This is a genomic window from Pseudoflavonifractor sp. MSJ-30 (genome assembly GCF_018918045.1).
In the GTDB taxonomy this organism is placed as follows: domain Bacteria; phylum Bacillota; class Clostridia; order Oscillospirales; family Oscillospiraceae; genus Faecousia.
Map to the genome: position 1 here is coordinate 85,582 of NZ_JAHLPU010000022.1, position 24,631 is coordinate 110,212.

22 protein-coding genes and 1 riboswitch are annotated in these 24,631 nt (G+C 56.1%); of the genes, 5 read left to right on the forward strand and 17 right to left on the reverse strand.

Going from position 1 to position 24,631, the window contains the following annotated elements; all coding sequences use genetic code 11:
- Positions 1-174 precede the first annotated feature (174 nt).
- A complete protein-coding gene (locus KQI10_RS03510; RefSeq protein WP_216566020.1) occupies positions 175-1,464 on the forward strand; it encodes a cation:proton antiporter in 1,290 nt (429 codons plus the stop codon).
- A gap of 45 nt (positions 1,465-1,509) precedes the next feature.
- On the opposite strand, the gene KQI10_RS03515 is transcribed toward KQI10_RS03510, so the two are convergent.
- The 17 genes from KQI10_RS03515 to KQI10_RS03595 all read right to left on the reverse strand — a co-directional run bounded on the left by KQI10_RS03515 (position 1,510) and on the right by KQI10_RS03595 (position 21,743).
- Positions 1,510-2,286: an ABC transporter ATP-binding protein gene (locus KQI10_RS03515; protein WP_216566021.1), complete on the reverse strand. Its 777-nt coding sequence runs from the start codon at positions 2,284-2,286 to the stop codon at positions 1,510-1,512.
- A complete protein-coding gene (locus KQI10_RS03520; RefSeq protein WP_216566022.1) occupies positions 2,283-3,296 on the reverse strand; it encodes an iron ABC transporter permease in 1,014 nt (337 codons plus the stop codon). Before KQI10_RS03520 ends, KQI10_RS03515 begins: the two co-directional genes overlap by 4 nt.
- A 9-nt stretch (positions 3,297-3,305) precedes the next feature.
- A complete protein-coding gene (locus tag KQI10_RS03525) occupies positions 3,306-4,454 on the reverse strand; it encodes an ABC transporter substrate-binding protein (RefSeq protein WP_216566023.1) in 1,149 nt (382 codons plus the stop codon).
- Entirely contained in the window at positions 4,451-5,335 is an 885-nt protein-coding gene (locus tag KQI10_RS03530) for an iron transporter (RefSeq protein WP_216566024.1), read from the reverse strand. The genes KQI10_RS03525 and KQI10_RS03530 overlap by 4 nt, the downstream gene beginning before the upstream one ends.
- A 74-nt stretch (positions 5,336-5,409) precedes the next feature.
- Positions 5,410-6,645 (reverse strand): sirohydrochlorin cobaltochelatase, encoded by a 1,236-nt coding sequence (locus KQI10_RS03535; RefSeq protein ID WP_216566025.1) that lies wholly within the window; start codon positions 6,643-6,645, stop codon positions 5,410-5,412.
- A gap of 148 nt (positions 6,646-6,793) precedes the next feature.
- Positions 6,794-6,967: riboswitch (cobalamin riboswitch) on the reverse strand.
- 89 nt (positions 6,968-7,056) lie between these two features.
- Positions 7,057-9,420 carry a LuxR C-terminal-related transcriptional regulator gene (locus KQI10_RS03540; protein ID WP_216566026.1) on the reverse strand — a complete coding sequence of 788 codons (2,364 nt, stop codon included), beginning with the start codon at positions 9,418-9,420 and terminating at the stop codon, positions 7,057-7,059.
- Positions 9,421-9,638: 218 nt separating this feature from the next.
- The gene (locus tag KQI10_RS03545) at positions 9,639-9,833 is read right to left on the reverse strand and encodes a hypothetical protein (protein WP_216566027.1); all 195 of its coding nucleotides are present in this window, start codon (positions 9,831-9,833) and stop codon (positions 9,639-9,641) included.
- Positions 9,834-10,054: 221 nt separating this feature from the next.
- The gene (locus tag KQI10_RS03550; RefSeq protein ID WP_216566028.1) at positions 10,055-12,502 is read right to left on the reverse strand and encodes a glycoside hydrolase family 2 TIM barrel-domain containing protein; all 2,448 of its coding nucleotides are present in this window, start codon (positions 12,500-12,502) and stop codon (positions 10,055-10,057) included.
- 64 nt (positions 12,503-12,566) lie between these two features.
- Positions 12,567-13,559: an ABC transporter permease gene (locus KQI10_RS03555; RefSeq protein WP_216566029.1), complete on the reverse strand. Its 993-nt coding sequence runs from the start codon at positions 13,557-13,559 to the stop codon at positions 12,567-12,569.
- A 52-nt stretch (positions 13,560-13,611) separates the two neighbouring features.
- Positions 13,612-14,826 (reverse strand): hypothetical protein, encoded by a 1,215-nt coding sequence (locus tag KQI10_RS03560; RefSeq protein ID WP_216566030.1) that lies wholly within the window; start codon positions 14,824-14,826, stop codon positions 13,612-13,614.
- A gap of 59 nt (positions 14,827-14,885) precedes the next feature.
- Entirely contained in the window at positions 14,886-15,884 is a 999-nt protein-coding gene (locus KQI10_RS03565; protein ID WP_216566031.1) for an ABC transporter permease, read from the reverse strand.
- A gap of 12 nt (positions 15,885-15,896) precedes the next feature.
- A complete protein-coding gene (locus KQI10_RS03570) occupies positions 15,897-17,408 on the reverse strand; it encodes a sugar ABC transporter ATP-binding protein (RefSeq protein ID WP_216566032.1) in 1,512 nt (503 codons plus the stop codon).
- A gap of 270 nt (positions 17,409-17,678) precedes the next feature.
- On the reverse strand, positions 17,679-18,758 hold the full coding sequence (locus KQI10_RS03575; protein WP_216566033.1) for an AraC family transcriptional regulator: 1,080 nt from the start codon (positions 18,756-18,758) through the stop codon (positions 17,679-17,681).
- A 19-nt stretch (positions 18,759-18,777) separates the two neighbouring features.
- Positions 18,778-19,296: a DUF2284 domain-containing protein gene (locus tag KQI10_RS03580; protein ID WP_216566034.1), complete on the reverse strand. Its 519-nt coding sequence runs from the start codon at positions 19,294-19,296 to the stop codon at positions 18,778-18,780.
- Positions 19,297-19,314: 18 nt separating this feature from the next.
- A complete protein-coding gene (locus KQI10_RS03585) occupies positions 19,315-20,628 on the reverse strand; it encodes an MATE family efflux transporter (protein WP_216566035.1) in 1,314 nt (437 codons plus the stop codon).
- 12 nt (positions 20,629-20,640) lie between these two features.
- On the reverse strand, positions 20,641-21,336 hold the full coding sequence (locus KQI10_RS03590) for a DNA/RNA non-specific endonuclease (RefSeq protein WP_216566036.1): 696 nt from the start codon (positions 21,334-21,336) through the stop codon (positions 20,641-20,643).
- Between the two features lie 2 nt (positions 21,337-21,338).
- Entirely contained in the window at positions 21,339-21,743 is a 405-nt protein-coding gene (locus KQI10_RS03595) for a ribonuclease Z (RefSeq protein WP_216566037.1), read from the reverse strand.
- Positions 21,744-21,935: 192 nt separating this feature from the next.
- Here KQI10_RS03595 and KQI10_RS11795 point away from each other — a divergent pair, with 192 nt between their 5' ends.
- From KQI10_RS11795 to ruvB, 4 genes are all read left to right on the forward strand, one after another.
- On the forward strand, positions 21,936-22,070 hold the full coding sequence (locus tag KQI10_RS11795) for a hypothetical protein (RefSeq protein WP_256445295.1): 135 nt from the start codon (positions 21,936-21,938) through the stop codon (positions 22,068-22,070).
- Complete coding sequence (gene ruvC, locus KQI10_RS03600) at positions 22,070-22,564, forward strand: crossover junction endodeoxyribonuclease RuvC (RefSeq protein WP_216566038.1); 495 nt, start codon at positions 22,070-22,072, stop codon at positions 22,562-22,564. The genes KQI10_RS11795 and ruvC overlap by 1 nt, the downstream gene beginning before the upstream one ends.
- 199 nt (positions 22,565-22,763) lie before the next feature.
- Positions 22,764-23,366 carry a Holliday junction branch migration protein RuvA gene (ruvA, locus tag KQI10_RS03605; protein ID WP_216566039.1) on the forward strand — a complete coding sequence of 201 codons (603 nt, stop codon included), beginning with the start codon at positions 22,764-22,766 and terminating at the stop codon, positions 23,364-23,366.
- Positions 23,367-23,381: 15 nt separating this feature from the next.
- Positions 23,382-24,419: a Holliday junction branch migration DNA helicase RuvB gene (ruvB, locus tag KQI10_RS03610; protein ID WP_216566040.1), complete on the forward strand. Its 1,038-nt coding sequence runs from the start codon at positions 23,382-23,384 to the stop codon at positions 24,417-24,419.
- Positions 24,420-24,631: the final 212 nt, after the last annotated feature.

A 24,631-nucleotide genomic window follows, 5' to 3' on the forward strand; every position in this document is an offset into this window, starting at 1 on the left:
TTTTTCAGTATGAATGCCGGTCCTTTGCCAACATCTATAAATATTTACAATTTCCCGCAAAAAAAGCCAAAAAATCTTGTGAAATACAAGCTCTTGCATCATGAAAATGCCATGCTATAATAGCTAAGCAAAAAGGAAAATCAAAATAGCTTTTATGAAAAGAGGCATTTCTTTATGGAATATTTGCTTGCCATCGGTCTGGCCATGTTTGCCGGACTGTTTCTCTCCCGGCTGACCTCCAAATTCAATCTGCCTGACGTAACCAGCTATCTGGTCGCGGGCGTATTGATTGGGCCGCTGTGCCTGGGTGCCCTGGGCATCCCCAATCTGGGCCTGCCCTCCTTTGACTTTGTTGAAAAGCTGAGTCTCATCAGCGATGTATCCCTGGGTTTCATCGCTTTCTCCATCGGCAATGAGTTCCGGCTGGAGGAGCTGAAGCATACCGGTCGTCAGGCCACGGTCATTGCCATTGTTCAGGCTCTGTCCGCTACACTATTTGTAGATTTGGGGCTCATCGTCCTGCACCTGTTCCTGGGCGACAAGCTGCCGGTTTCCACCTGCATTGTGCTGGGCGCCATCGCCACCGCTACCGCTCCTGCCGCCACCATCATGGTCGTCAACCAGTACAAAGCCAAGGGCCCTCTGACCAGCCTGCTGCTGCCCATCGTTGCCCTGGATGACGCTGTGGGCCTGATCGTCTTCGCCGTCTCAACCGGTATCGCCAAGGCACTGACCTCCGGCTCCATCAACCTGATTTCCGTACTGGTAAACCCCCTCATTGAGATTGTTGCCTCCGTCGTCATGGGTGCGGCTCTGGGCTGGGTTTTCAGCATTGTGGAGAAGTTCTTCAACTCCCGCTCCAAGCGTCTGAGTCTGGCCGTGGCCTTTGTGTTCCTGTGCACTGCCTTTTCCAAAATTGAGATGACCTTCTCCAACGGCGTTGAAATCGGTTTCTCCTCCCTGCTGGTGTGCATGATGTGCGGAACCATCTTCTGCAACCTCTGCGACTTCTCCGATGAGATCATGTACCGGACCGACCGCTGGACCGGCCCTGTTTACGTCCTGTTCTTTGTGCTCTCCGGTGCGGAGCTGGACCTGCGTGTGTTCGGCAGCGCAGCTGTTGTAGGCATTGGTCTTGTGTATATTCTCATGCGGTCCGCCGGTAAGATCTTCGGCGCCAGTGTCAGTTCCCGGTTCATGGGCTGCCCCAAGACCGTATGCAAATACCTGGGCATCACCCTGCTGCCTCAAGCCGGCGTGGCTCTGGGCATGTCTGCCACCGTCGCCGCGGACTTTGGCGCCGAGGGCACCATCATGCGCAGCATCGTCCTCTTCTCTGTGCTGATCTATGAGCTGGTTGGACCCATCCTGACCAAGATTGCATTGACCGACGCCGGAGAGATTACGCCCAAGACCATCTCCAACCGTGGTGTCATGCCTGAAGAACTGCATAAGACCAACTGATCTTTCCAAAAAATCGGCGCCGCAAGATTTCGCGGCGCCGATTTTTCATACCTTCGGTACATATTCCAATGTGTCAAAGCAGGGGTCATACTTTCCCGGCTCCATGTGGTAGAGCTTTGCGATGTAGTCGCTGGAAAAAATCTCTTTTGGGCTGCCCATGCGGTCGATGCGGTCTCCGGAGACGCAGACCACCGTATCGGAGACACGTTCCGCCAGTTCCAGTTCGTGGAGGGACATGAGCACCGCCAGATTTTTTTCCCTTACCATGGTTTTCAGGATGGTGAGCAGCTCCAGCTTGTAGCGGATGTCCAGATAGCTGGTGGGTTCATCCAGAACAATGATCTCCGGCTGCTGGCACAGAGCCCGGGCCAGCAGAATCCGCTGCCGCTGGCCGTCGCTGATGGCGTCAAAGGGCCGGTCCGCCAGATCCTCGCTGTTCACCAGCGCCATGGCCTCCAGGACGATGGACTTGTCCTCCCTGCTCAGCAGGCCCAAAGCCCCGGTATAGGGGTAGCGTCCGGTACTGACCACATCGAAGCAGGTCATCAGTTCCGGATGGACCCGCTGGGTCATTAGAATTGCCATACGTCTGGCAGTCTCGTTCTGCCGCATCTGGGCCATGTCCTTATCTTCCAAAAACACAGTGCCGCTCACCTTGGACAGCTGGCCCACAATGGTTTTCAGAATCGTGGATTTGCCGGAGCCGTTGGGGCCGATAAGGGTCACGATCTTGCCCCGCTGAACCCGGAGGCACACGTCCCGGATCAGGGCCCGGCCGTCATAGCCCACAGATAAGTTTTCCGTTTTCAGAAATTCGCTCATTCTCTGGCCGCCTTTCTGCGCACCATCATATAAATGACCACCGGCGCGCCGAATACGGCGGTCACGGAGCTGATGCTGACCTCTGTGGGGGCGAAGGCCGTCCGGGCAATGAGGTCGCACATCAGGCAGAAGGCTCCGCCGCCCAAAAAGCAGGCTGGAATTAGAATCATGGGCTCCGCGGTCTTAAACAGGGACTTCATCAGGTGCGGCACCGCAATGCCCACAAAGGAAATTGGCCCGGCAAAGGCCGTCACACAGGCGGAAAGAATGCTGGACAGCAAAATCAGTGCCGCCCGGAAGGCCTTCAGGTTCACACCCATATTCTGGGCATACACCTCCCCCATCTGATAAGCCCGGATAGGTTTGCTCAGGAGGAAGCTCAGAAGAATGCCCAGAGCGCAGACAATGGCCATGGCCCGGACGTCTGTCCAGGTTCTGCCAGAGAAGGAACCCACGGACCAGTTGTGCAGGTTCACAATGTTGGAATCGTCCGCAAAGGTCACAAGGAAATCCGTCAGCGCCGAGCAGATGTAGCCGATCATCACGCCGCAGACCACCAGCAGACTCATTTGCTTCACCTTCTGGGAAATCAGCAGCACAAAGCCCATGGAGAGCATTGCCCCCAGGAAGGCGGAGAGGATCAGGGTCGCCGAGCTGGAAACCAGCCCTCTGCTCAACAGGAAGATCATGGTGACGGACACCGTGAGCTTGGCCCCGGAGGAAATGCCCAGCACAAAGGGCCCCGCAATGGGGTTATGGAAAAAGGTCTGCAGCAGATAGCCGGACACCGACAGTGCCCCGCCCAGAATCAGAGCGGACAGCAGCCGGGGCAGCCGGATGGAGCGGATGATATTCCACTTGGTGCTGTCCTGCCCCCGGCCCAGCAGAATCTGTCGAATCTCCCCGGCGGAAATGGACACGCTGCCTGCGTAAAGATTCCACAGCAGGAAAACAAGCACCAGCAGAATCAGCAGGGCAAAGCCCAGTATTCTGCGTTTTTTCGGTTCCATAAGCCCTCCCTACTTCAGCTGTTTCAGAAAATACGGCTCCCGGCCGTTTTCATCGGCCACGGCGTTTACATCCAGAATAAAGTCTCCCAACGCCAGGGACTCCTGGTAGAAATTCTTGGCAATGCACCAGACTTGACCGGTTTTAACTGCCTTGAAGTCTGCCAATAGCGGCGCTTTTGTCAGCAGATCGTCCAGATTCGCCAGCTCTCCGTCCACGGTGCTGTTGTAAATCAGGATGTCCGCGTCTATGGCGCCGTCATAAAATGCCTCCATCTGGACGGTCTGGGAGGCGTTGGCCCCCGTGTCCTCATCCTCCCGGAAGACAATGGGTGTACATCCTGCCAGGGAGATGGATTTGGAAATGTAGTCCGACCCTTTGCGGACATTCACAGCCCCGGCGGCGGTGATGTAGAAAAATGCCACGGTCTTGCCCGTAGGCTCCTGATCCAACACCGGGGTCAGGTTGTTGAGCAAGGCGTCATAATAGGCGGCGGCTTCGCCGTCCTTTCCCAGAATGGCTCCATAGAACTTGATCCACTCCATGCGGCCCAGAGGATGGCTCTCATAGCTGGAACGGTCCACAATGGCAGGGATGCCCAGGCCTCTGATCTGCTCCAGAACGTCCGGCGTGTGGTAAATCATGGCATTTTCCACGGCCAGGTCACAGTTTTCCGCCAGAATGGTCTCGTAGTCCGGGGCAGAGTACTTGCCCGCATAGAGAATCTTCCCCTCCGCCATGGCCTGTTTGGCCTCGGACAGATACCAGGCGCTCTCCTTCTGGCTGCTGAGGCGGATAGAATCCACCGCGTCCAGCTTGCAGAAATAGTCCATAGCCGCGCTGGCAACCAGATAGATGTGTTCCAACGGCTGCCGCAGAACTGTTACGTCCGCCGGAACACCTTCCGGGATCCGGCCGCCCTCCGGCACCACAAGAATGGTCTGGTCTGTGCCCACAGTGATTTTCCGATAGCCGGACGGTTCGTCATAAATGGCAAACTCCCGGGCGTATTGCAGCGGCCGGGGCCCGGAAAAGGTCAGGCTGTCCCAGCTGACCGCCTCAGCCTGGACAGACGGCTCCGTCCCGGCGGTCTTTTCCGGCCCGGCGGCGCAGCCACAAAGCAGCAGCGCCGCCAGGATCAGGGTAAGCAGTCTTTTCATTGCAGCGCTTCCAGGGTCGCGGAATCCAGAAGGATGGTATACTCGATCTCATGGGGCTCGCTCATGGCCACAGTGTCAGCGACAACGGGGATCTTCACGTCCAGTCCGGTCACGGGAATCTCAAAGGTGGAGCCGCCCTCGGTGGTAACAGGCTCGTACTTCACGCCATCCACGATCATATAGTCGTACTTGCTGCTGCTGAGGACAACGGTAGCCACGCCCTGACCATTGGTCACGGTCAGCTGTGTGGGATTGACCAGAGTAGTCTTGCCCGTGCCGCCTTCCAGGGTTCCACAGACGGCATAGCTGCCGTCCGCCAGATCAGAGACCGGGGTCACCTTGGGTTCCGGGTTGGAAACAGAAACCTTGTGGTCATACCAGACGCCCTTTTTGCCGATCAGGGCCAGGTCGAACTCCTGATCCAGATAGGGTACGGGGATGTCAAAGCCATAGACCGTCTCGGTCAGGCCGTCGGAATAGGTCACTTCATCCTCCGTGGGCTGCAGCAGCTCCGCCCCCTCCTTCTTGGCATCCTCCGCAATACCGGGGAACAGATTGACAATAGATCTGGATGCCAGGCTCACATGGATGGTCATTTTCCCGTCCTGAACGGTAAGCGTTCCCTTGCCGTCGCAGGTCTCGTTGGCATGGAACATGGAGCTGTCGGTATTGAATTCGGCGGTGTATACGCCGTCCTCCAGAGGGCAGACAGCTTCGGTGGTTTCAGGATCGGCGGCCTTCTCCGTAGTCTCGGCCTCGGTTTCCGCCACAGTCTCGGTGGTCTCCGGGGCGGCGGTGGTCTCGGCGGGAGCGGTCTGGCCACAGGCTGCCAGGGCCATCAGCAGCAGAGCTGCCAGCAAAAACGCGGTAATCTTTTTCATTTTCTTATCTCCTTTATATGGAATTCACCCAGGGGCATACGCCCCCGGGTGATCCCGGGTTTATGAAGCAAATATCAGTTCACGGAATCCATTGCAGCCTGGGTATGGGCAACATACAGCTGCTGAACAGCCTCAATGCGGCCCAGACCGGAAATCTGGCAGGTCACGTTCAGGCCGGCAGCCTCGAACATGGTCTTCCAGGAATCGTCATCGGAACCCGCCATGTCGTTGTTGGCATGGTCACCGGCAACGACCATCAGAGGACGCAGGACAACGTTGGTGTAACCGGCGGCCTTGACAGCCTCAATGACGTTCTCGCAGGCAGTCGCTTCGGGCTCGCCCTCAACGGTGCCGATGAACACATTGTCGTAGCCCAGGTTCTGCATCTGGGTCTGCATCTGGCTGTAGGTCACCTTGGCGACGTGGGCAGTGCCGTGGCCCATGAAGACGAACGCGGTGCTCTCCTCAGCGGCCTTCTCGGTGCTCTCAAAGCCGGCCTCTTCCAGAGCGGCGGCAACAACAGCCTTGGCAACGGCTTCCTTATCGGCATTGATCACAGTTGCGTCGCTGCCGACCTCGCCCAGCATGGGCTCGGCGACCACGATGGTCTCGATCTTGTCGCGGTAAGCATCCAGGGCCTCGCACATCTCGTCGTACTCAGCGCCGTGCATCAGGTGGGTGGGCTGCACAACCAGAGTCTTCACACCGTTGGCAACCGCACGGTCCAGAGCCTGTTCCATGTTATCGATCTTCTCGCCGTCACGGGCCTGGACGTGGTTGATGATGATCTGTGCGGTGAAGGCGCGGCGGACGGACCAGTCGGGGAAGGCCTCAGCCAGAGCATCCTCAATGCCCTTGATGTCCTTCGCACGGCTGTCGTTGAAGGAGGTGCCGAAGGAAACAACCAGCAGTTCCTTCTCGCCGATCTCGTCCTGGTTCCGGGGATCGTCCAGAGACGCGTCGCCGGTATCCAGGCCGAAGTACTCGGGGCTTGCCTCTTCGCCCTCGACCAGTTCCTTCTGCTCGTCGGTCAGTGCGTCCCAGGCGGCCTTGGCGGCCTCGCAGGCAGCGTCGGTGTCGTCGTTGCGGGTCTGGACATAGATGGCGTCGATCAGAGCGGCGACCTCGTCGGCGGCAGCCTGGTCGATCTCCTCCTGAGACTGGGTAGCCTCAGTGGCGGCCTCAGTGGAGGGAGCCTCGGTAGCCGCCTCAGTAGCGGCAGCGGTGGTAGCGGTAGCAGCGTTGCCGCCGCAGGCAGCCATGGACAGGACCATGCAGACGCCCAACAGCAGTGCAATCAGCTTTTTCATTGTGAATTACCTTCTTTTTCATTTTTCTCTGAACAAAATATAAAAGCGGCTGCATCTCCGCAGCCGCTCTTCCTGGCAATGTATCCCCGTTCCGAAAACCCGAAAACGGAACAGACGCTGGCGGGAAGGTCGATTTGTAGACAGCAAATCGGAGATTCCACGCAAAGGCAGGTCTCCTGGCTCGGTTCCACGCGCTTCTGCCTTCCCGGTTTCCCAGTGGCACTTGGGAAGCGCTCCCCTTCACAGTGACTGCATCGCCCCGGATTCACACCGGGTTCCCTTTTCACCGCCTCGCGGCGGCACCTTTACGCTGCTTTTATATTCAATTCAGGTGTTCTGAAAGTATAGCACATTGCCGCGTATTTGTCAACATCCGGCCATTGGTACCTTTTCTGTTCTTTTATTCATTTTCTACAATTCTTCCGGAATCAGCCAGAGCTTTTTTGCGGCATTTTTCGCCTCGCTGCGGCGGTTGACGCCCAGCTTTTCCAGCACTCGGCTCACATGGGTCTTGACGGTGGGCAGCTTGATATCCATGATCCTGCAGATCTCCGCGTTGCTCTTATCCGCGCAGAGCAGGTGCAGCACCCGCATTTCCGTAGCAGTCAAAGTCTCCTTTGGAGAAACGCGCGGCCGCAAATAGTCAGGATAGAAGCTGGCCTGGTTTCGGGTATCGGCCATAACATTTTTAAACCAATTGCTGTCCGGCTTCCAGTCCATCTCCTCCAACAGCGGCAGGATCGCCGCGCCAAAGACGCTGACAGGCCGGACAAACCGGTAATTCTCCGCCTCTGTCAGCGCGCTTTTCAGGAAGCCGCGCCATCCGTCGTCCTTCACCCGGTACAGAGCCATGGCACGCAGCAGATCTGCGGAAATGCCGTCCAAATGGCGGCCGCAGGCTTTGCAGAATGCGTCCAGGGGCGCAAGCGTCAAAAACACGTTTTCCGTTTGACCGGCAACAAGCTCCACCGCGGCCTGGGTCAGATACTGGTAGCGCTTCAGTGCGTCAAAATTCAACGGATCCTTCGGCGCTTTTTCCAGATACCACGCATCCGCCGCATCCAGGTTCCCCATACGCAGCTCGATACGGCATAGAAAAGCGTCCAGATTGGGCAGATATCGGGTAAGTCCCGCATCCTCAAAGCGCAGACGCAGTGTCTCCAGCGTCCTTTGGGCATCCCCTACCCTTCCGGAAGTCATCTGGCTTCTAGCCAGCAGAGCCGTCAGCGCGAATTCTATTTCCGGTGTGCCGCTGCGCCGGATCTCACCTATACGCTGCACCAGATCCAGCATCCGGGCAGAAATATCCTCGCCCTTTTCATATTTGCTCTCCGCGATGGCGCATTCTGCCAGTCCCACACTGTTTTTTCCAAGGACCGTCTGCAGCGGGCCGCTCATGGTCTTATATATCAGGTCATCCTTCTTGCACCATTCGGAAAAGTCCTTGCCGCCGTTTACGATGCTGGGCAAGCCGCTGGTGGCAGAGAAGGTCTGCGGCGTTATCTCCTTCCGCTTGAGCATCTGAGCTACCCGGGGAAATATCTCTGTCAGTTCCTCCGTTTTCCGCTGGGGCAAGCTGATATCCAGCCGCACCAGACTGCCGCGTACCTGTTTCAGCACCGCGTCCTGGGGACTGAGGTTCTCGCCGAACGTCTTCAGCGCCTGATACCAGCGCTCAGAGTCGGCGTAGTCTCCGGACAGCGCACGGAGCATGCTCATACCCTGCATCAGGGCCGGGGACGCCAGAATCTCCTTTTCCGGAAGATTCCTGTAATATTTCTCCATTTCCCGGTAGTGGCTCATGCCGGGGAAATTCTCCACATTGCGAATCAGCAACTCGGAGACCTTGGCATGATCCCATCCTTCTATATAGCAGTCAAGCGCACGGGGATAGTCCTCTTTCAGTTCGTAGTACATACCGCCGCGGATCAGAAGCGCCCGCTTCCACTCCGGCGAATACTCCCGGCCCATCTCCCACATCAGGAACATTCGAAACTGCGCCCAGAAACGAAAACGCAGGATATCATCATATTGCAGCATGCAGGTATTGCGCTGGACCCAATCCAGCATCTCAGCGGCGTCGTGACTGCCTGTCACCATACGTGCCAGGTCCAGATCGAAGCTTTCAAAAGGCGCCAGCTCCAGGATAAAGCGCCGGATTGGCGCATCCAGACGTCTATAGATTGCCGTCTCAAAATAGAGGAAGACCTCCTGAAAAGACTGCCCCACCACTTCCGGCGAAAAGGCCAGTCCCTGCTTCATTTTTCTGGCCGTGATCACAACACCCAGAGGAAAGCCCATGGACTTTTTCAGAATCTCACCAATGTCAGAATCCGCGTAGGGGACCTCCCAGCTTTCCATCATGCGGATAGTATCCTCCCGGTCGAAGAAAAAGGTCTTCGTATCCAGCACGGTCATCAGCCCCGTATACCGAAAGGCCATCATACTTCCGTGGGGCGCTCCCCGGGACAGCAGCAGAAACCGCCGGTCCGGACAATCCCGTATCAGATTATACAGTTCCCTCCAGATTTGCTCGTCCTGAATTTCCTGAAAATCATCAATCAAAAGAATGCGCCAGTTCTCTTTTCGGCTGGGCACGCTGAATTCCGGATCCTCCCCGGAAAGCTTCCGAACGTTTTTTCCCTTTACCAGCGCGTCGGCGATGCAGGTCTTTCCGCATCCACAGGGCGCGCTGAAAAACAGCACTCTGCCCTGTTTCATAAATCTGTCAAAGCTTTCCTGAATCGTTCTTCGGATAATCACCTGCTCCGTCATACGGCATACCTCCATTTTGGTCTGTTCTGCACGAGGCTTACACAGGTATTCTATCAGTTTTTGGCAGGATTGTAAACCATTCCAAAGTATGATTTTTGAGTAGAAAAAATGATACCGTCCGGAAAGGTATCATCTCATGCGGACCGTCCCTTTTCCTTCTCCCGCGTGTAAACGCACTGTAAATAATGTGTAAACGCTGCATAAATCTGTTTTTCGCTTTACAGAATGTCATATACCGTTTTCATCATCAGGTTTTTCCGCAATTGCTCAGGCGTACGATCCATTTTTGCCGTCAGGATAAAATCATCCTTGTCCTTCAAATCAACAAAACTATCGGTAAGGATGATGTCAAAGTCCCGGAAATCCGATCCTGCATCTCCGCCAAACACCTCCGCCCTCACCCGCAGTGTCACACCGTTGCATCTTCACTGGCGTCACCTGAAAGGTTTGCCCATCAGGGAATCTTGGGCTCCTAAATCCGGCTTTCTCCAGATTCCGCCTTACGACGGCCACCCTTGCCTTTGGCTAAATCTTCCCGCTGCCGGGCGACTTCGGGACTTTCACCCCAGAGAACGTGCGCCCAGGCGCACGAAAATTGAGGCGGCCGCCGATTGGCAGCCGCCCCAATGATTTACTATACGGTTTCCACCTCGACCGTCACGCTCTTCATTCCCTCCGCGCTGACGGTAAGGCTTGTCTTCCCGGCCTGCTCGCCCGCCCGAAGGATCGCAAGTATTCTTCCCTCAAAGAAGCGATGCGTCAGGCTGTCATAGCGCTCCTCCGTGCAGGGATTGGCGGATCCGCATCCTGCCAATACCGCAGTGCCGTCCACCCGGACCGTAGCCGTACGGTCCGATGTCATATAAAGGATCCCATTTTCGTCCCGCAGTTCAATTTCCACATAGCTCAGGTCATTGCTTCCGGCCCGAAGGATCCGCTTGTCTGCCCGTACGCTGAGCCGCGGTGTTCCGGCGGTACTCAGTTCATAGCGTCCGGCCTCCCGTCCGCCGATATAGGCCACCGCCAGCAGAGTTCCGGGTGCATATGTAACGTCCCAGCAGCAATAGAACTGATGGAAATCATTGCCCACCTTCTTTCTGCCAAGAGACGCTCCGTTCAGGAACAGCTCCACCTCTTCCGCGTCGGAATAGACCTCCACGGCAGTCGGCTTTCCCTCATAGCCCGGCCATGTCCAGCTGTTTATCGCGTCTGTGAAATTCCACCGGCTGATATAGAGCTCCTTGCCGAAGTTCTGCATCCGGTGGACGGCAATATAGGGAACATGCTCCCTTCCGCCCCAGATGATTTCCCGCCAATAGGACATGGGTCTGCGGAATCCGGTCAGGTCAAAATCGCCATCGGCAGACGCAAGCCATGGATAGTCCCCCATGAATGCGCCGCTGTCCTGGTCCTTGGGGGCAATTCGGCCGCAGCCCGCTTCTCCCAGATAGTCCATAGAGGTCCAGCAGAAATCTCCCAGCACATAGGAGTTGCGCTTTACAGTATCCCAGTTTTTGTCCAAGGCCCCCGAGAACGTCTCGGAGCCAAAGAAAATCCACTCCGGATGCAGCGGATGTTCCCGCTCATAGCGTTCGTTGCTGTAGTTATAGCCGATCACGTCCAGCAGATCGCAGGACTCCTCCACATAGGGATCCAGCATGGGGCTGGAGGTAATCACGCTCATCATATCCGCCGCGCCGCCGGAGGTTCCGATAATATCGTTGACCCCGTTCTTAGCCTGATTCTCCATAATCTGCTTGAAATAGGGAATGCACGATACCATAACATTGATTCCGTTGGTAATAAAGCGGGTATGGTCCAGCGAACGGAACTTTTCCGCCAGCTTTCTTCCCCACTGCGCCCCCAAGGTCTCTCCGGTCTCAGGGATCTCATTGCCGATGGACCAGAAAATAATGCTGGGGTGGTTGTAATCCCGGCGCACCACGGCTTCCACATCCGCCTCCCAACTCTCCGGGAAGTACTCGGAATAGTCAAAGGCCGTTTTGTTCTGGGTCCAGATGTCCGTAAACTCGTGCATAACCAACATGCCGTACTTGTCGCAGGCATTCAGCAGAGCCGCGCTGGGAGGATTGTGGGCGGTTCGCAGCGCGTTGTAGCCCATGCTCTTGTGCAGCAGCACCCGGCGGGTCTCCGCGTCATCCACGCTGACCGCACCCAGCAGGCCATTGTCATGGTGCACGCATCCGCCCTTGAGCTTTACGCTTTGGCCGTTGATCCGCAGGCCGTGAACGCTGTCCAGCTGCAGCTTGCGGATACCGAAGGTGGTCTGGGCCGTATCCACGGCCTGCTCCGTCTCCCGATCGACCACCTGACAATCCACGCTGTAGAGGTTCGGCGTATCCACATTCCAAAGTGCGGGCTTTTCAAGATGGATGCGCTGGCGCACCGTCACACGGCCATTGCTGTCCACATAGAATCTTGCCTTACGCCCGGCCACCTCCCGGCCGCTTCCGTCATGCACCGTGAGCTTTACATAGCCCTCCCGGCTCCGCTGTCCCTCATTTTGCAGCTCGGCCTTGACCTCCAGCACTGCCAGCTCCCGGTCGCAGTCCAGTGTCGTCACATGCAGACCGTCCGGAGCCACATGCAGGTAGTCGCCGGTAAGGATCCAGGCATCCCGGTAGATACCCTGACCGGAGTACCAGCGGGAATTTGGCAGATTGGTGCCGCGAATCGCCACCTGCAGGGTATTGGGAGCATCGTAACGAAGGTAGCGGTCGATCCGCATGCAGCAGGGGGTGTAGCCATAGCGGAATTTTTGAACAAAGGCGCCGTTGATGAAAAACGTCGGGTTCATGTACACGCCGTCGAAGTAGAGATAATGCACCTTGTCTTTTTCTTCCGCGGGAATGACAAACTCCTTGACGTAGACAATGTTCTCGCCCTTGAAAAAGGCCATATCCACACCGGAGGGCGCATCCGCAGCCCGCTCCATTGTAATCATTGCGTCATGGGGAAGGGACACCTTTTCCTCTTTGGACTGGACGCCCCAGACACTGGACATGATAGAACCCAGCCGATGCTTTACCACCCAGTTCTTGTTAAAGCTCTGTTTTTGCATGAATTAACCTCCTGTTTTCAAAAAAACGGGGAACGCCAGGCGTCCCCCGTTGATAAAACGCAGCTTACCATGCCCGCTCGGCGTTTGCCTGGGCGGCAAAAAGCCTGTCGGCCTTTCGTTTTGCCGGAAGCGTAGCATTTTCGGAAATCGCCATGATAACCAGCATGAACAATCCGGTAACAACATCCTTCCATGTGGATTCCAGTCCCACCGCCACGAAGCCGTTGGCCAGAATTTTCATGGTCAGAACGCCGCAGAACACCGCAATGCTGGGATCGGACCAGCGTGCCAGCAGCATTCCCAGGAACACACCCATAAAGCCGTCCATCATGACCGCCATGGAGCCCAACGCGGAAACATTCTGCACCTTACCCTGGGCAGACATATACAGCACCGCCGCAACGCCCAGGAAGAAGCCGCCCACAATAAAATTGGTGAATTTGATCTTGTCCAGATTCAATCCGGCAGCCAGAGCAACAGACTGGTTGGCGCCAATGGCACGGATATTGTGGCCATAGGGGGTCTTGTTATAGATGATATAGAACAGGACCATCACCAATGCCATAACCACGAAGCACCAGGGCTGACGGGCCAGGAACGCATCCTGCGTCGAGATCACCGCGCCGCCGGGGAAAAAGAACCGGGGCAGAGACTCGAAGAACAGCATCAGTCCCAGACTCAGCACCATACAAGGCACCCGCAGCCAGTTGTACAGCAGGCCCATAATGGCACTGCACGCCAGGCTCACCACAATAGCGAAGAAAACAAGTCCCGGCAGGCCCCAGCCAAGAAGATTGCTCAGTCCATTGCCCATGATGGCCGCACAGGTGACAAAGGCGCCGGCGCTGAAATTCATCATACCGATGCTCATGCCCAAAAGAAGCGCGTAACAGATGATGGACGGCTGAATGGTCTGACGCAGAACGGTAATCATGGCGCGGGAATTAAACATACGGCCGCCGGAGAGGATTCCAAACAGCAGATATACCGCAACCGGAATGGCCAAAGTCTTGATAAGACCAACAACCTGCCCGGCGAATTTATTTTGATTCTTCAAGGTTGCACCCCCATTGGCCGCATGCCGCGGCAAATTTGTGAATTAGATTGGATTACTGCACCAGGTCGGCATGGCGGGCAATCACGTCCTCCAGAGAATAGGCCTTGCACAGCTCAGTCATCTTTTCGGCGTTGAAGCTCTCGTCCACATAGTGGGTCATGTCCAGAATCTCCTGGGCCGTATAAGCGGGAACGGCAGAATCCAGATACTTGATGTAGTTGTTGTAATCCTCCAGGCTGGACAGGTTGATGTTGTTCAGGGTCAGGTTCACAGTGGGATCGGCAATGACGCGGGTGCCGTCCAGCAGATAGTTGTACAGGACCGCGAAGCAGATCTGCTCACAGGCATAGTTGCCGCCGGCAATGTAGGAGAGGGAGCCGTTTTCAAACGCGCGGCCGGTGCCCTCGGACACATCAATACCCGCCAGCTGGACCTGACCAACCAGGCCCTCGGACTCAATGGTATTGTAAATATTCGCCATCAGGCAGGTGCAGCCAACGCCGTCCAGCTCGGGATAGGTGGCCGCGGCGGTGGCAATGCCGTCCGCCCACTGGGTGTAGTCCCAGTTCTCCACAATGAGCTTCATATCGTCATGGGATGCAACTCCATCGGCGAAACCAGCGGCACGGGCATCGTGCTGTCCGGAGTAGCCACGGGACAGGCCGTCCCACATGACATTGCGGCAGCCGTCTGCGTACAGGGCCTCTGCCATCGCGTAGCCGGCGGCGTAGTCATCCACGACAACGCTGCCCAGATAATTCTCATAGCTCGCCATAGCCTTTGCCTGGGTCTCATCGGAGGGCATACCGCCGCAGACCACATAGGGCACGCCGGCCTTGTCAAACAGGGCAGCCCGGGCCTCGGAAGCCACGGTGCCGATGCAGCCGTCATAACCGCTGACCAGAGCAGCCTCAATGGCGGCCATGGCCTCGTCGCCGCTGCTGCCGGTCTCCAGGAATGTAAAGTCAATGTTCAGAGGCTCGGCAATGTACTCCATGGAGGACTTGTACTGGGAGCCCAGCTTGTCCGTGAAGCTGTTGTACAGAACCAGAATACGGAACTTCGGCAGTTCCTTATCGGTCTGAACGGTTGCCTTGTCGTAATTGGTGATAACACTTCCGTCCGCGGCAATGGAGGTACCCTTGCCGTCGGCCGCAGTGGCGGCCTGTGTCGTTTCCGCCGTGGATGCGGTGGAGCCGGAGGCGCCGCAGGCCGTAAGGGCCAGCAGCAGGGTCAGGGTCAGAATCAGAGCAATTATCTTTTTCATGATGTTCCTTCTTTCTCAGTTTCTTATTTTTGACAGCTTTCCGCTGTTTTGCGACTGAATCAGGTGACCAGCTTACCCGCGCTGCGGTCATAGCTCAGGCCGATCATGATTACAAAGATCAGGCCCTTCACGCCGTTGACCAGACTGGGTTCCAAACCCCACATGGAAAGGCCGTTGGTCAAAAGAGTTGCCGTAATGGCACCGATCACGGCTGCCGGAAGGGTAGCCTTGTCGCCGCCGGACATTGGGAATCCGCCCAGAACTACCGCCAGCATAATGTTGAACTCAATGCCGCTTCCGGAGCCCATGGACACCGTGGAGTTCCGGAACAGCTGGAACACGCCGGCGATGCCCACGCACAGACCCAGAAGAACATAGGCCAGGAACTGCTGCTGGACGATTTTGATACCGGCCTGCTTTGCCGTATTCCGGTTGCCGCCGATGGCCTTGGCCCATTTGCCGATACGCGTGAAGTGGAACAGGTAAACGCCGATAGCGATCACCGCCACCTGCACGATTGCCTTGAACACGCCGTTTGTCATGATCGGCCAATTGCTGACGGGCACTACAATCTCCTGCTTGGCAACGCCGATGGTCAAAAGTCCCGCCAGCAGGGAGCGGACACACATGGAGCCGATGAACACCGGCACATGGAACACTACCGCAATGGTAGACACGATGCAGCAGGTGACAACAGGGATCAGAATCGTTACCAGCATTGCCAGCGGCATAGGCCACCCCTTGTGCAGCAGCAGGATCGCGCCGCACATCTGGGCAACGCCACAGGCGGAGCCGATAGAGAAGTCCATATTTCCCTGGGCATAAACGAATGCCGCGCCGGTGGCGATAATGCACATGGTAAAGCATTGCTCCACCATATTGCTTAAATTCTTGGGACTGATAAACAGACCGCCCGTTACAATGGTAAAGAAAACGAATAGAAATACCAGGCCCAGGTAGGGGACTACCCTGCCGATTGCCTGCTTTCTGGCGGCCTGCCGGTCCAGCTGTGCCTGGATCTGCAGGTTTTCCGCGCTTGTTCTGCTCAATGCCGCCATAGCTTTTCCTCCTCAGATAATGTACTCAATGATATCGTTTTCCTTCAGGTCCGCGCTGCGCTGGAATTCCCTGGCCAGCTTGCCGTCCTTGAAAATCAGCATTCTGTCGCTCATGCCGATGAGCTCCAGCAGCTCTTCAGAAATCATGATGATGCCCTTTCCCTGCCGCTTCAGCTCCATAATCAGCTTGTACATATCCGCCTTGACACCGACGTCAATGCCGCGGGTAGGACAATCCAGAATGAATACATCACTGTCCGTGCCCAACCATTTGGAGAAAACAACCTTCTGCTTGTTGCCGCCGGAGAGTTCCTTCACCAGCTGATTGCCGTTGCGGCACTTGATGCTCATGACCTTGATTTGTGTATCAGACAGTGTTTTCTCTTTTTTCGGCGAGACAAACCCCAATGCGCCGGTCAGCTGGCGCATGGCCGGCATTACGATGTTGTTTTTGATGCTTGCCTGCAAAACGATGGACTCCTTGTCCCGGTCCTTGGAAACATAAGCCATGCCGTTGTCCACCGCTGTGTCCGGAGAGGAAATGCTGATCTCTTTCCCGTCCTTGTACAGTGTCACACTGCCGGTCAGCGTCTTTTCCAAACCGAACAGCAACCGTCCAAGCTCATGCATACCGCAGTTGGACAGGCCGCCGAAGCCCAGAATTTCTCCTCTGTGCAGCGTCACATCGACGTTTTTGAAGTACGGCCGCAGGGTCACATGCTCTGCCTTCAGCAGGACCTCTCCCCCGTGGCTGCCGTCAAAGTCCGGGCGATAATAATCCCCCTGGAGTTCACGGCCGATCATCAGCGAGCGCATTTTTTCGATGGACATGTTCTCCCGGTCCAACGTATCGATAATCAGGCCGTCCCGAAGCACAGTGATGGTATTGCAGCGTTCCATAAGCTCGTCCAGGTCATGGGAGATGAACAGCACGGCTTTGTTTTCCTGTTGCATCCGCTCAATCAGCGCGTAAATCAGCTTGCGCCCCTTGGCTGCCAGAGCCGTGGTCGTTTCATCGATGATGAGTATTTCCGGCTTGCAAACCATGGCCCGAGCGATCTCCACAATCTTGCGGTCCTCGAAATTCAGCTGCTCGATGTTCATCCGGCCCTTGATTTCCGGCACACCGATGTCCGCCAGGATTCTGTCCGCCTCGTCATAGATGCTTTTCCAGTCCAGGAAGCCGCCCTTCGTATACTGTTCCAACCGGCCCGCAAAAATGTTGGAGGCCACGTCCAGCCTTGGAAATGTCGCCGCTTCCTGGACGATCATTGCCACGCCATGGTTCTGGGCGTCCACCATGCTTTTGGGCTCGTACTTCTGTCCATGCAGCTCCAGCTCACCGCTGTCCTTTTCCAAGGCGCCTGCCACAATGGAGCAGAATGTGGATTTGCCGGAACCGTTCTCGCCGATCAGGCCACGGATTTCTCCCTTTCTTACCTCCACATCCACATCGATCAGCGCCCGGGTGGGACCGAATGCCTTACACACCTTATGTGCCGCCAGGATCAATTCTCTCTCCATGATGGTCCTCCATTTCTTCTTTGGACTTCAGAAAATATATGGTAATTTCGCATTATTTTGTTATTTCTTTTTCTCTGTTTCTTGTTGTATTTTAACAAGCAATATACAAATATACAATGACCCCGTGCGGATAGTTCTCTTTTTTCAGTATCCTTTTTCGTTTTATTTAACTGTTTTGCATAGTTTCTTTCATGAATTTTGTGCATTTTAACCATTCCCAATGCACGATCATATCTCCGTCAAAAATAAAAAGCGCCGCAAACGCGGCGCTCAGGCTTTTGAAGTATGCTCTTTTCGATATTCCATCGGGCTCTGACCGAAACGGTTTCGGAAGACCCTGTAAAAATAGGTTTTATTCTGGTATCCGCACTTGTCAATGATCTCCCCTATGGACACCTCTGAATTAATCAGCAGCCAGGCCGCATAATCCAGCCGCCGGGAAATGCAATATTCCGTAAAGGAAAGGCCCGTGCTTTTGCGTACCAGCTTATTCAGATAGTTGCAGCTGTAATGCAGTTCCCGTTCCATACTTTCCGGCTCCACCTGCCAGAAATGGTCCTCCAGATACTTGTTCAGCATACGCAGGATCTTTGCCTCGCCCTTTTCCTCCTCAACAAAGAAGTGGGACAGGTATTCCGGCGTTGTTCCCAAACTGTGCAGCAGTCTGGTGAGAAGGCCATATATGATATACCTGCTGCCCGGGCGTCCGCTCAGCTTTTCCCGGAAGATCCATACCAGCAGCCGCCGCAGCTGCGCGTTTCCCCGGTGCTCCAGATAAATATATCGGAAATCATCGGGCCGCTTTCGCCCATGGGCTGAGAAAAAATGCTCCATTTCCGGCTGCAAACATCCATCCCTGATGATGGCATCCACAATTGTTCTGGGCAGCTGCAGATACTGCACCACGGATTCGTCGTCCACATACTCGGCGTGGACGGTATTCAGATCCAGCAGCAGCATATCGTCCCGGTACAGCGTCAGCTCCTGGTCCGCAATACGGTGCTTCAACTTGCCGGATAGCACATACACCAGTTCATAATAATCATGCCGGTGGGGATACATCACCTGCGGCGTGGACAGCACCATGCCCGCGTGATGGAGCTGTTCACCTACAAAGGTATAGTAGTCATATGTAAAACCATCCCCTTGCCGTTGGATCCTGCTTAAATTGACCCCGAATTCCAGGCAATAGGACACAAAATAATCCATTTCCTCCCGCAGTGCATCCAGCTTCATATCCGTAATGTACTCCAGGACCGTTCGTCCAAGGACCATATCGTGTTCCCGAAAACCGCTTTCAAGCAGCTCCCGGTAAACTTCTTCCAACTCTGTATCCCGCTCCAGCTCCATAAACGCCTCCATCGTATCCCTACAGCACGATCATACTGTAGACGGACAGCTTTTTCGTATCCCATCGGAAGTCCATACCGCAGCGTTTGCACAGCTCCGCCACGTCCACACAGTAGGCGGACATGCAGCTGAACCGCAGGTCCGGGTACAGGCAGTCCTCCCCCGCCCGCATCCGGCAAGGCGAACACAGGCAGCAGCAGCTGCCGCCGACACACAGACCGTGCAAAGTCTCATTCAACCGAAGCATTGCGCGGTTGTGGGACAGTTTTGCATCCTTGATGGTCTTTGCATCCTCATAGCTGTCAATGGGCCACTGGGTCCTCAGCACCAGAGCAGTCTTTCCTGCATAGATCTTCGCCGCCATTTCTTCCACCGTGCCGCATGTGGGCGGGCAGGAATAGTTTGCGTTATACTGGCCGCAGCGGTTTTCCTCGCAGAAAGCACGGAATTTTCCGTCCGCAGGCACCTTGGAAGCAGGCAGCACCGCCGCTTCAAACCCGGCATTCCGGGCAAACTCCAGAAGTTCGTTGTTTTGCATATGTGTTCCCCCTATTTATTAATTCTTCTTGTAGAACCACATTCCCACGCCGTCTGCCAGTACCCAGCCGATGGGGATGGCCAGCCAGATGGCGGTGACGCCCAGCGGAGTTCTGGGAGCCAGGGCATAAGCAAGCAGAACCCGGGTACCGAGAGAGATCACCGTCAGCACCAGAGAAATCTGCGGCCTGCGGATGCCCCGGAAGTAGCCGTACCAGAGGAACAGCACGCCGATGCCCACATAAGCCGCGCCCTCAATGCGCAGATACCGCGCCCCCTGGGCAATGACCTCTGCCTCCCCGGCGTCCAAAAAGCACCCCATAAGTCTCGGAGCCAGCAGGAAAATGCCGCAGGACACCAAAGCGCAAAAAATGGCGGACAGCAGGAAGGACAGCCTTGTGCCCTTGCGGATTCGCCCGTGCTCCCCTGCCCCAAAGTTCTGGGAGACGAACAGGGAGTAGGCGTTGCCAAACTCCTGAGCCGGCATATATGCCAGGGTATCAATCTTCACCGCCGCGGCGAAGGCTGCCATGATCACTGTGCCGAAACTGTTCACCAGCCCCTGAATCATGAGGATGCCGAAATTCATGACGGACTGCTGGATGCCTGTAGCCACATCGTTTCGGACAATCTGTCCAAAACGCTCCCAGTCCCAGTTTTCCCCGCCCCGGCGCAGCTGGGGCAGCTTCGCGAAGCTGTAGGCCATAATACCCAGACCGGAAACCGCCTGAGAGATCACCGTGGCCCAGGCTGCCCCGGCAACGCCCATGGACAGGCCCATGACGAACCAGATATCCAGAACAATGTTCAGCACCGCCGACGCTGCCAGAAACAGCAGCGCCGCCAGAGAATTGCCCATAGACCGCAGCAGATAGGCAAAGAAGTTATAGAGAAACACAAAGAAAATGCCCACAAACACCGCGGAAACGTACTCCCGCATGAGGGGCATCAGCTCCGGCGGCGTCTGCAGCAGCCGCAGTATGGGGTCCATACAGGGATAGATCACAGCATAGATCAGCACAGACACGCCAAAAATAAACCAGAAGGAGAGCTTCACATCCTGCCGGAACCGGGACTGCTCCCCCGCGCCGTAGTCCTCGGAGAAAAAGGCGCCGCTGCCCATGCACAGTCCGATTAAAATGGAGGTCAAAAAGGTCATCAGCGTATAGGCTGATCCCACAGCCGCCAAAGCCCCGGCTCCGATGCCTCGACCCACCACCAGCGTGTCCACCAGATTATAAACCTGCTGGAGCATATTGCCCGCGATCATAGGCAGACTGAAGCGTACCAGACGGCCAAGGATTGGCCCCTGGGTCAGATTTACTTCCCGCATAGCCTCTTCTCCTTACGCCGCCCAGTTATCCCCGGTGGCGTAGTCGATCTCCACCCCGGGCTGGACGTTATAGCAGTAGACATTGAAGCAAATACCCTCTCCGTTGTCCTCCACGGACCATGCCTCCATCAACACGCCCCGGGCTACCAGGTCTGTACCGTCAAATATGGGCGTTACCCGGTAGAGCACATGGTTGTCCGTTTCTTTTACATAGTCCGCCACCATGTTTTCAAAGGGCAGCATACCTGTGACGTTCAAGTACCGGGTGCCGGTGATCAGATTCTGCTTGTTGGCATTTTCCGCAGCCAGCTGATAGCCGATGAGGTGACAACGGTTATACAGGTTTTGCCCATCTACAAAGTCATACTTGGATGTATGCCAGCCTGTGGGCTTCACCGAGCCGATATTCCCCCGCTTCTCTGTGGGCATCAGGTCCTGGCCTACATTGGCTTCCGCCGCGCCGCAGCGGCCCAGGCTGTCCAAAGGCGAATAGGTTTCATAGGAGACTGTTGTATAGTCCGCTTCCGTAAAGAAGGGCTGATTGCCGTTGACGGCTACATAGGCCTCACCGGAGTACGCCGGGATGTCGTCCAGAGAAATAATCTGCTCGCTGCCGAAGTAGAATCGGTAAAGCGCGGTCAGTCCCAGCAGCACTGCCAGAAACAGTATCTGGGGCAGCGTATATTTTTTCTTTGCCGTCTTTGCCATGGTTATTCTCCTCTATCGTAAAGACGCTCCGTAATCAGTGGGTGGGAGAAGCCTTCAAAATCTGTTTCCGCTGTCAATCTCCAACGGTCTTCCCCACCGGGGAAAACAAATTTTTCATCCGACGGATAGTCACGGTTCCAGAAATAGAGCACCAGTCCTTCCGGCTCCGCCTCCGGCGCGGGCAGCTCCCAAAAGCAGTATCCGCCCTCCGGCACCTGAGACATATCCGGGACGATGTGCAGCGCCGCCTCCGGGAACTCCCGGAACAGCCCCGTGCTGCTCTCTGCCAGCCAGAGTTCATTCCCCGCCCGCTCCAGAATTCGTCCGCACACCGCCCTGTCCCGGCTGCACCGACGATGGTTGAACAGCAGCCCCAGAGCGTTTTCCACACAGGAAATCAGGATCATGCCGTTTCCTCCAATAAAAACGTATTTTTGGATATTTTAGCATATCCAACCTGCAATTGCAAGCGTGCGGAGGGGCTTCCCCGCCCCGGAGCGCAATGGGTTAAACGGAGCGTCTTTTCTTTGATCCTTCTGAAATAATACTTTGAATTCGCTCAAAAGTGTGATATAGTATGCTCTGAGGTGAACTATCCCATGGAAAATGAAACGGAAGAAAAGAGCTATGTTCCCCGCCCTGCCTGGCAGGTCTGGGCGGCGCGGGTCGGCGTGGTGCTGGCCATTGGCTTTGTGATCTATCAGCTCATAACCATCGCCGGAGGTGGGCTGTAATGCGCATTCTGGGCATCGACCCGGGCTATGGCATTACGGGCTTCGGCATCATTGAAGCCCAGCGGGGCGCCTGCCGCCTGCTGCGCTGCGGCGCCATCACCACGCCCCCCAATACGGACTTCAATTGGCGCCTTGGAGAAATCTACAACAATATGACAGAGCTCATGCAGCTGGCCCGGGCCGACGCCGTGGCCATCGAAGAACTGTTCTTCGGCAACAACGTAACCACAGGCATCAAGGTCGCTCAGGCCAGAGGGGTTATTCTTCTGGCTGTCCAGCAGGCGGGCGTCCCGGTTTATGAATATAAACCCATGCAGGTCAAGCAAGCCGTGGTTGGCTACGGCAACGCCTCCAAGCATCAGGTCATGGACATGACCAAGCGGATTCTGAATCTGCCCGCCGTGCCCAAGCCCGACGATGCCGCCGACGCCGTGGCAATTGCCCTGTGCCACGCCCGTTCCAGCACGTCCCTGCTGGCGCTGGCGCAAAAATAAGGAGCGTGTCAAAAAAGCCCAAAGGGTAGCATGTCATTCCGAACCAGTCCTCAGACTGGTGTGGGAATCCCCCCGTTAGACATAAAAGCTTCCGGTTTAGAAAACAAGATGTTTGAAAATCCGGGGGATTGCCACGGCAGTGTGCGCACTGCCTCGCAATGACATAGTTCTTTGACGGTTTGATAAGGAGAGTCTTTTTATGCTGTATTATGTTTCCGGTCCCGTGACCGTTCTGGAGCCGGGGCTGGCGGTCATTGACTGCGGCGGTGTGGGCTATGGCTGCCGGGTCACCGCCTATACCGCCGCCCAGCTGAAATTGAATACCCCCACCAAACTCTATATCACGGAGTCTATCAAGGAGGACGCCTACGATCTCTACGGCTTCGCCACCCGGGAAGAGCAGCGGTGCTATGAGCTCTTAACCGCCGTCAACGGCGTTGGCCCCAAGGCTGCACTGGCGATCCTTTCCTCCGGCGGCCCCCAGAACTTTACTTTGGCGGTCATGACCGGGGACGAAAAAATGCTCACCGCCGCCCAGGGCGTGGGCAAGAAAATCGCCCAGCGAATTATTCTGGAATTGAAAGATAAAATCGGCGGATCCCATATGGAACTGGACTTCTCCGGTGGTCCTGCCGCGGCCCCAGTCCAGCAGAACAGTAATATTGTTCTGGCAACCGCGGCCCTGCAGGAACTGGGTTACTCCCCCGCCGAAATATCCGTGGCCCTCAAGGGGGCCGACCCCAATGCTTCTACGGAAGATCTGATCCGTCACGCTCTGCGGGCCATGGTCATGAAGGGATAACAGGAGGTAACGCAAATGAGTCTGGAATTTTCCCAGGAGACGGAAGCCCCGCTGGTGCTGCCCACCTATACCCCCCAGGACGCCGCGGAGATCGGTCTGCGGCCCAAGCTGCTCTCCGACTATACCGGCCAGGAGAAAGCAAAAGGAAACCTGTCCATTTACATTGAAGCCGCCCGGCGGCGTAATGAGCCGCTGGATCATGTGCTGCTCTATGGCCCTCCGGGCCTGGGCAAGACCACGCTGGCCGGGGTCATTGCCAACGAGATGGGAGCGGGCATCCGCGTCACTTCCGGCCCCGCTATTGAAAAGCCCGGGGATCTGGCGGCGCTGCTGACCAACCTGAACGCCGGAGATATTCTCTTCATTGACGAGATTCACCGTCTGAACCGGGTAGTTGAGGAGATTCTCTACCCCGCCATGGAGGACTTTGCCATCGATATCATCGTGGGCAAGGGCCCCAGCGCCAACTCCATCCGCCTGGATCTGCCGAAATTTACCCTTGTAGGCGCTACCACCCGGGCGGGTCAGCTCTCCGCCCCCCTGCGGGACCGCTTCGGCGTCTCTCTGCGCCTGGAGCTGTACACCCCCGAAGAACTGGCCGCCATCGTCACCCGTTCCGCAACGATTCTGGGAATGCCCATTGAGCCGGAGGGCGCTATGGAAATCGCCTCCCGAAGCCGGGGCACACCGCGAATCGCCAACCGTTTCCTGCGGCGGGTCCGGGACTTCGCCCAGGTCATGGGTGACGGCACCATTACCAAAGAGGCCGCCGACCTTGCCCTGCGGCGTCTGGAGGTGGATAAGCTGGGCCTGGACGCCATCGACCGGCGGATGCTCACCGCCATCATCCAGAACTACGGCGGAGGCCCTGTGGGTCTGGAAACACTGGCTGCCACCATCGGCGAGGAGGCTGTGACGCTGGAAGACGTATATGAGCCTTATCTCATGCAGCTGGGCTTCCTGACAAGAACCCCCCGGGGCCGCTGCGTCACTCCTCTGGCCTACGACCATCTGCACATCCCCTACCAGGGCCAGACACAGTTTTCCATATAAAGTCTATCTTATCTTTATCCTTTTCACCAAAAACTTTGTTCAAGACTTGGAAGTATTGCATAAATCTCAAATAATTGGAGAAATATCTTTCATAGAGGATTGACAAATCCACTTGGATTGTGTATAATCCAACATGCGGTCAAAGAGCACCGCACATTTTATTCACCCTGCGTTACAACCATTTCCTGGTAGATTTTCACGGGGCAAAAAAC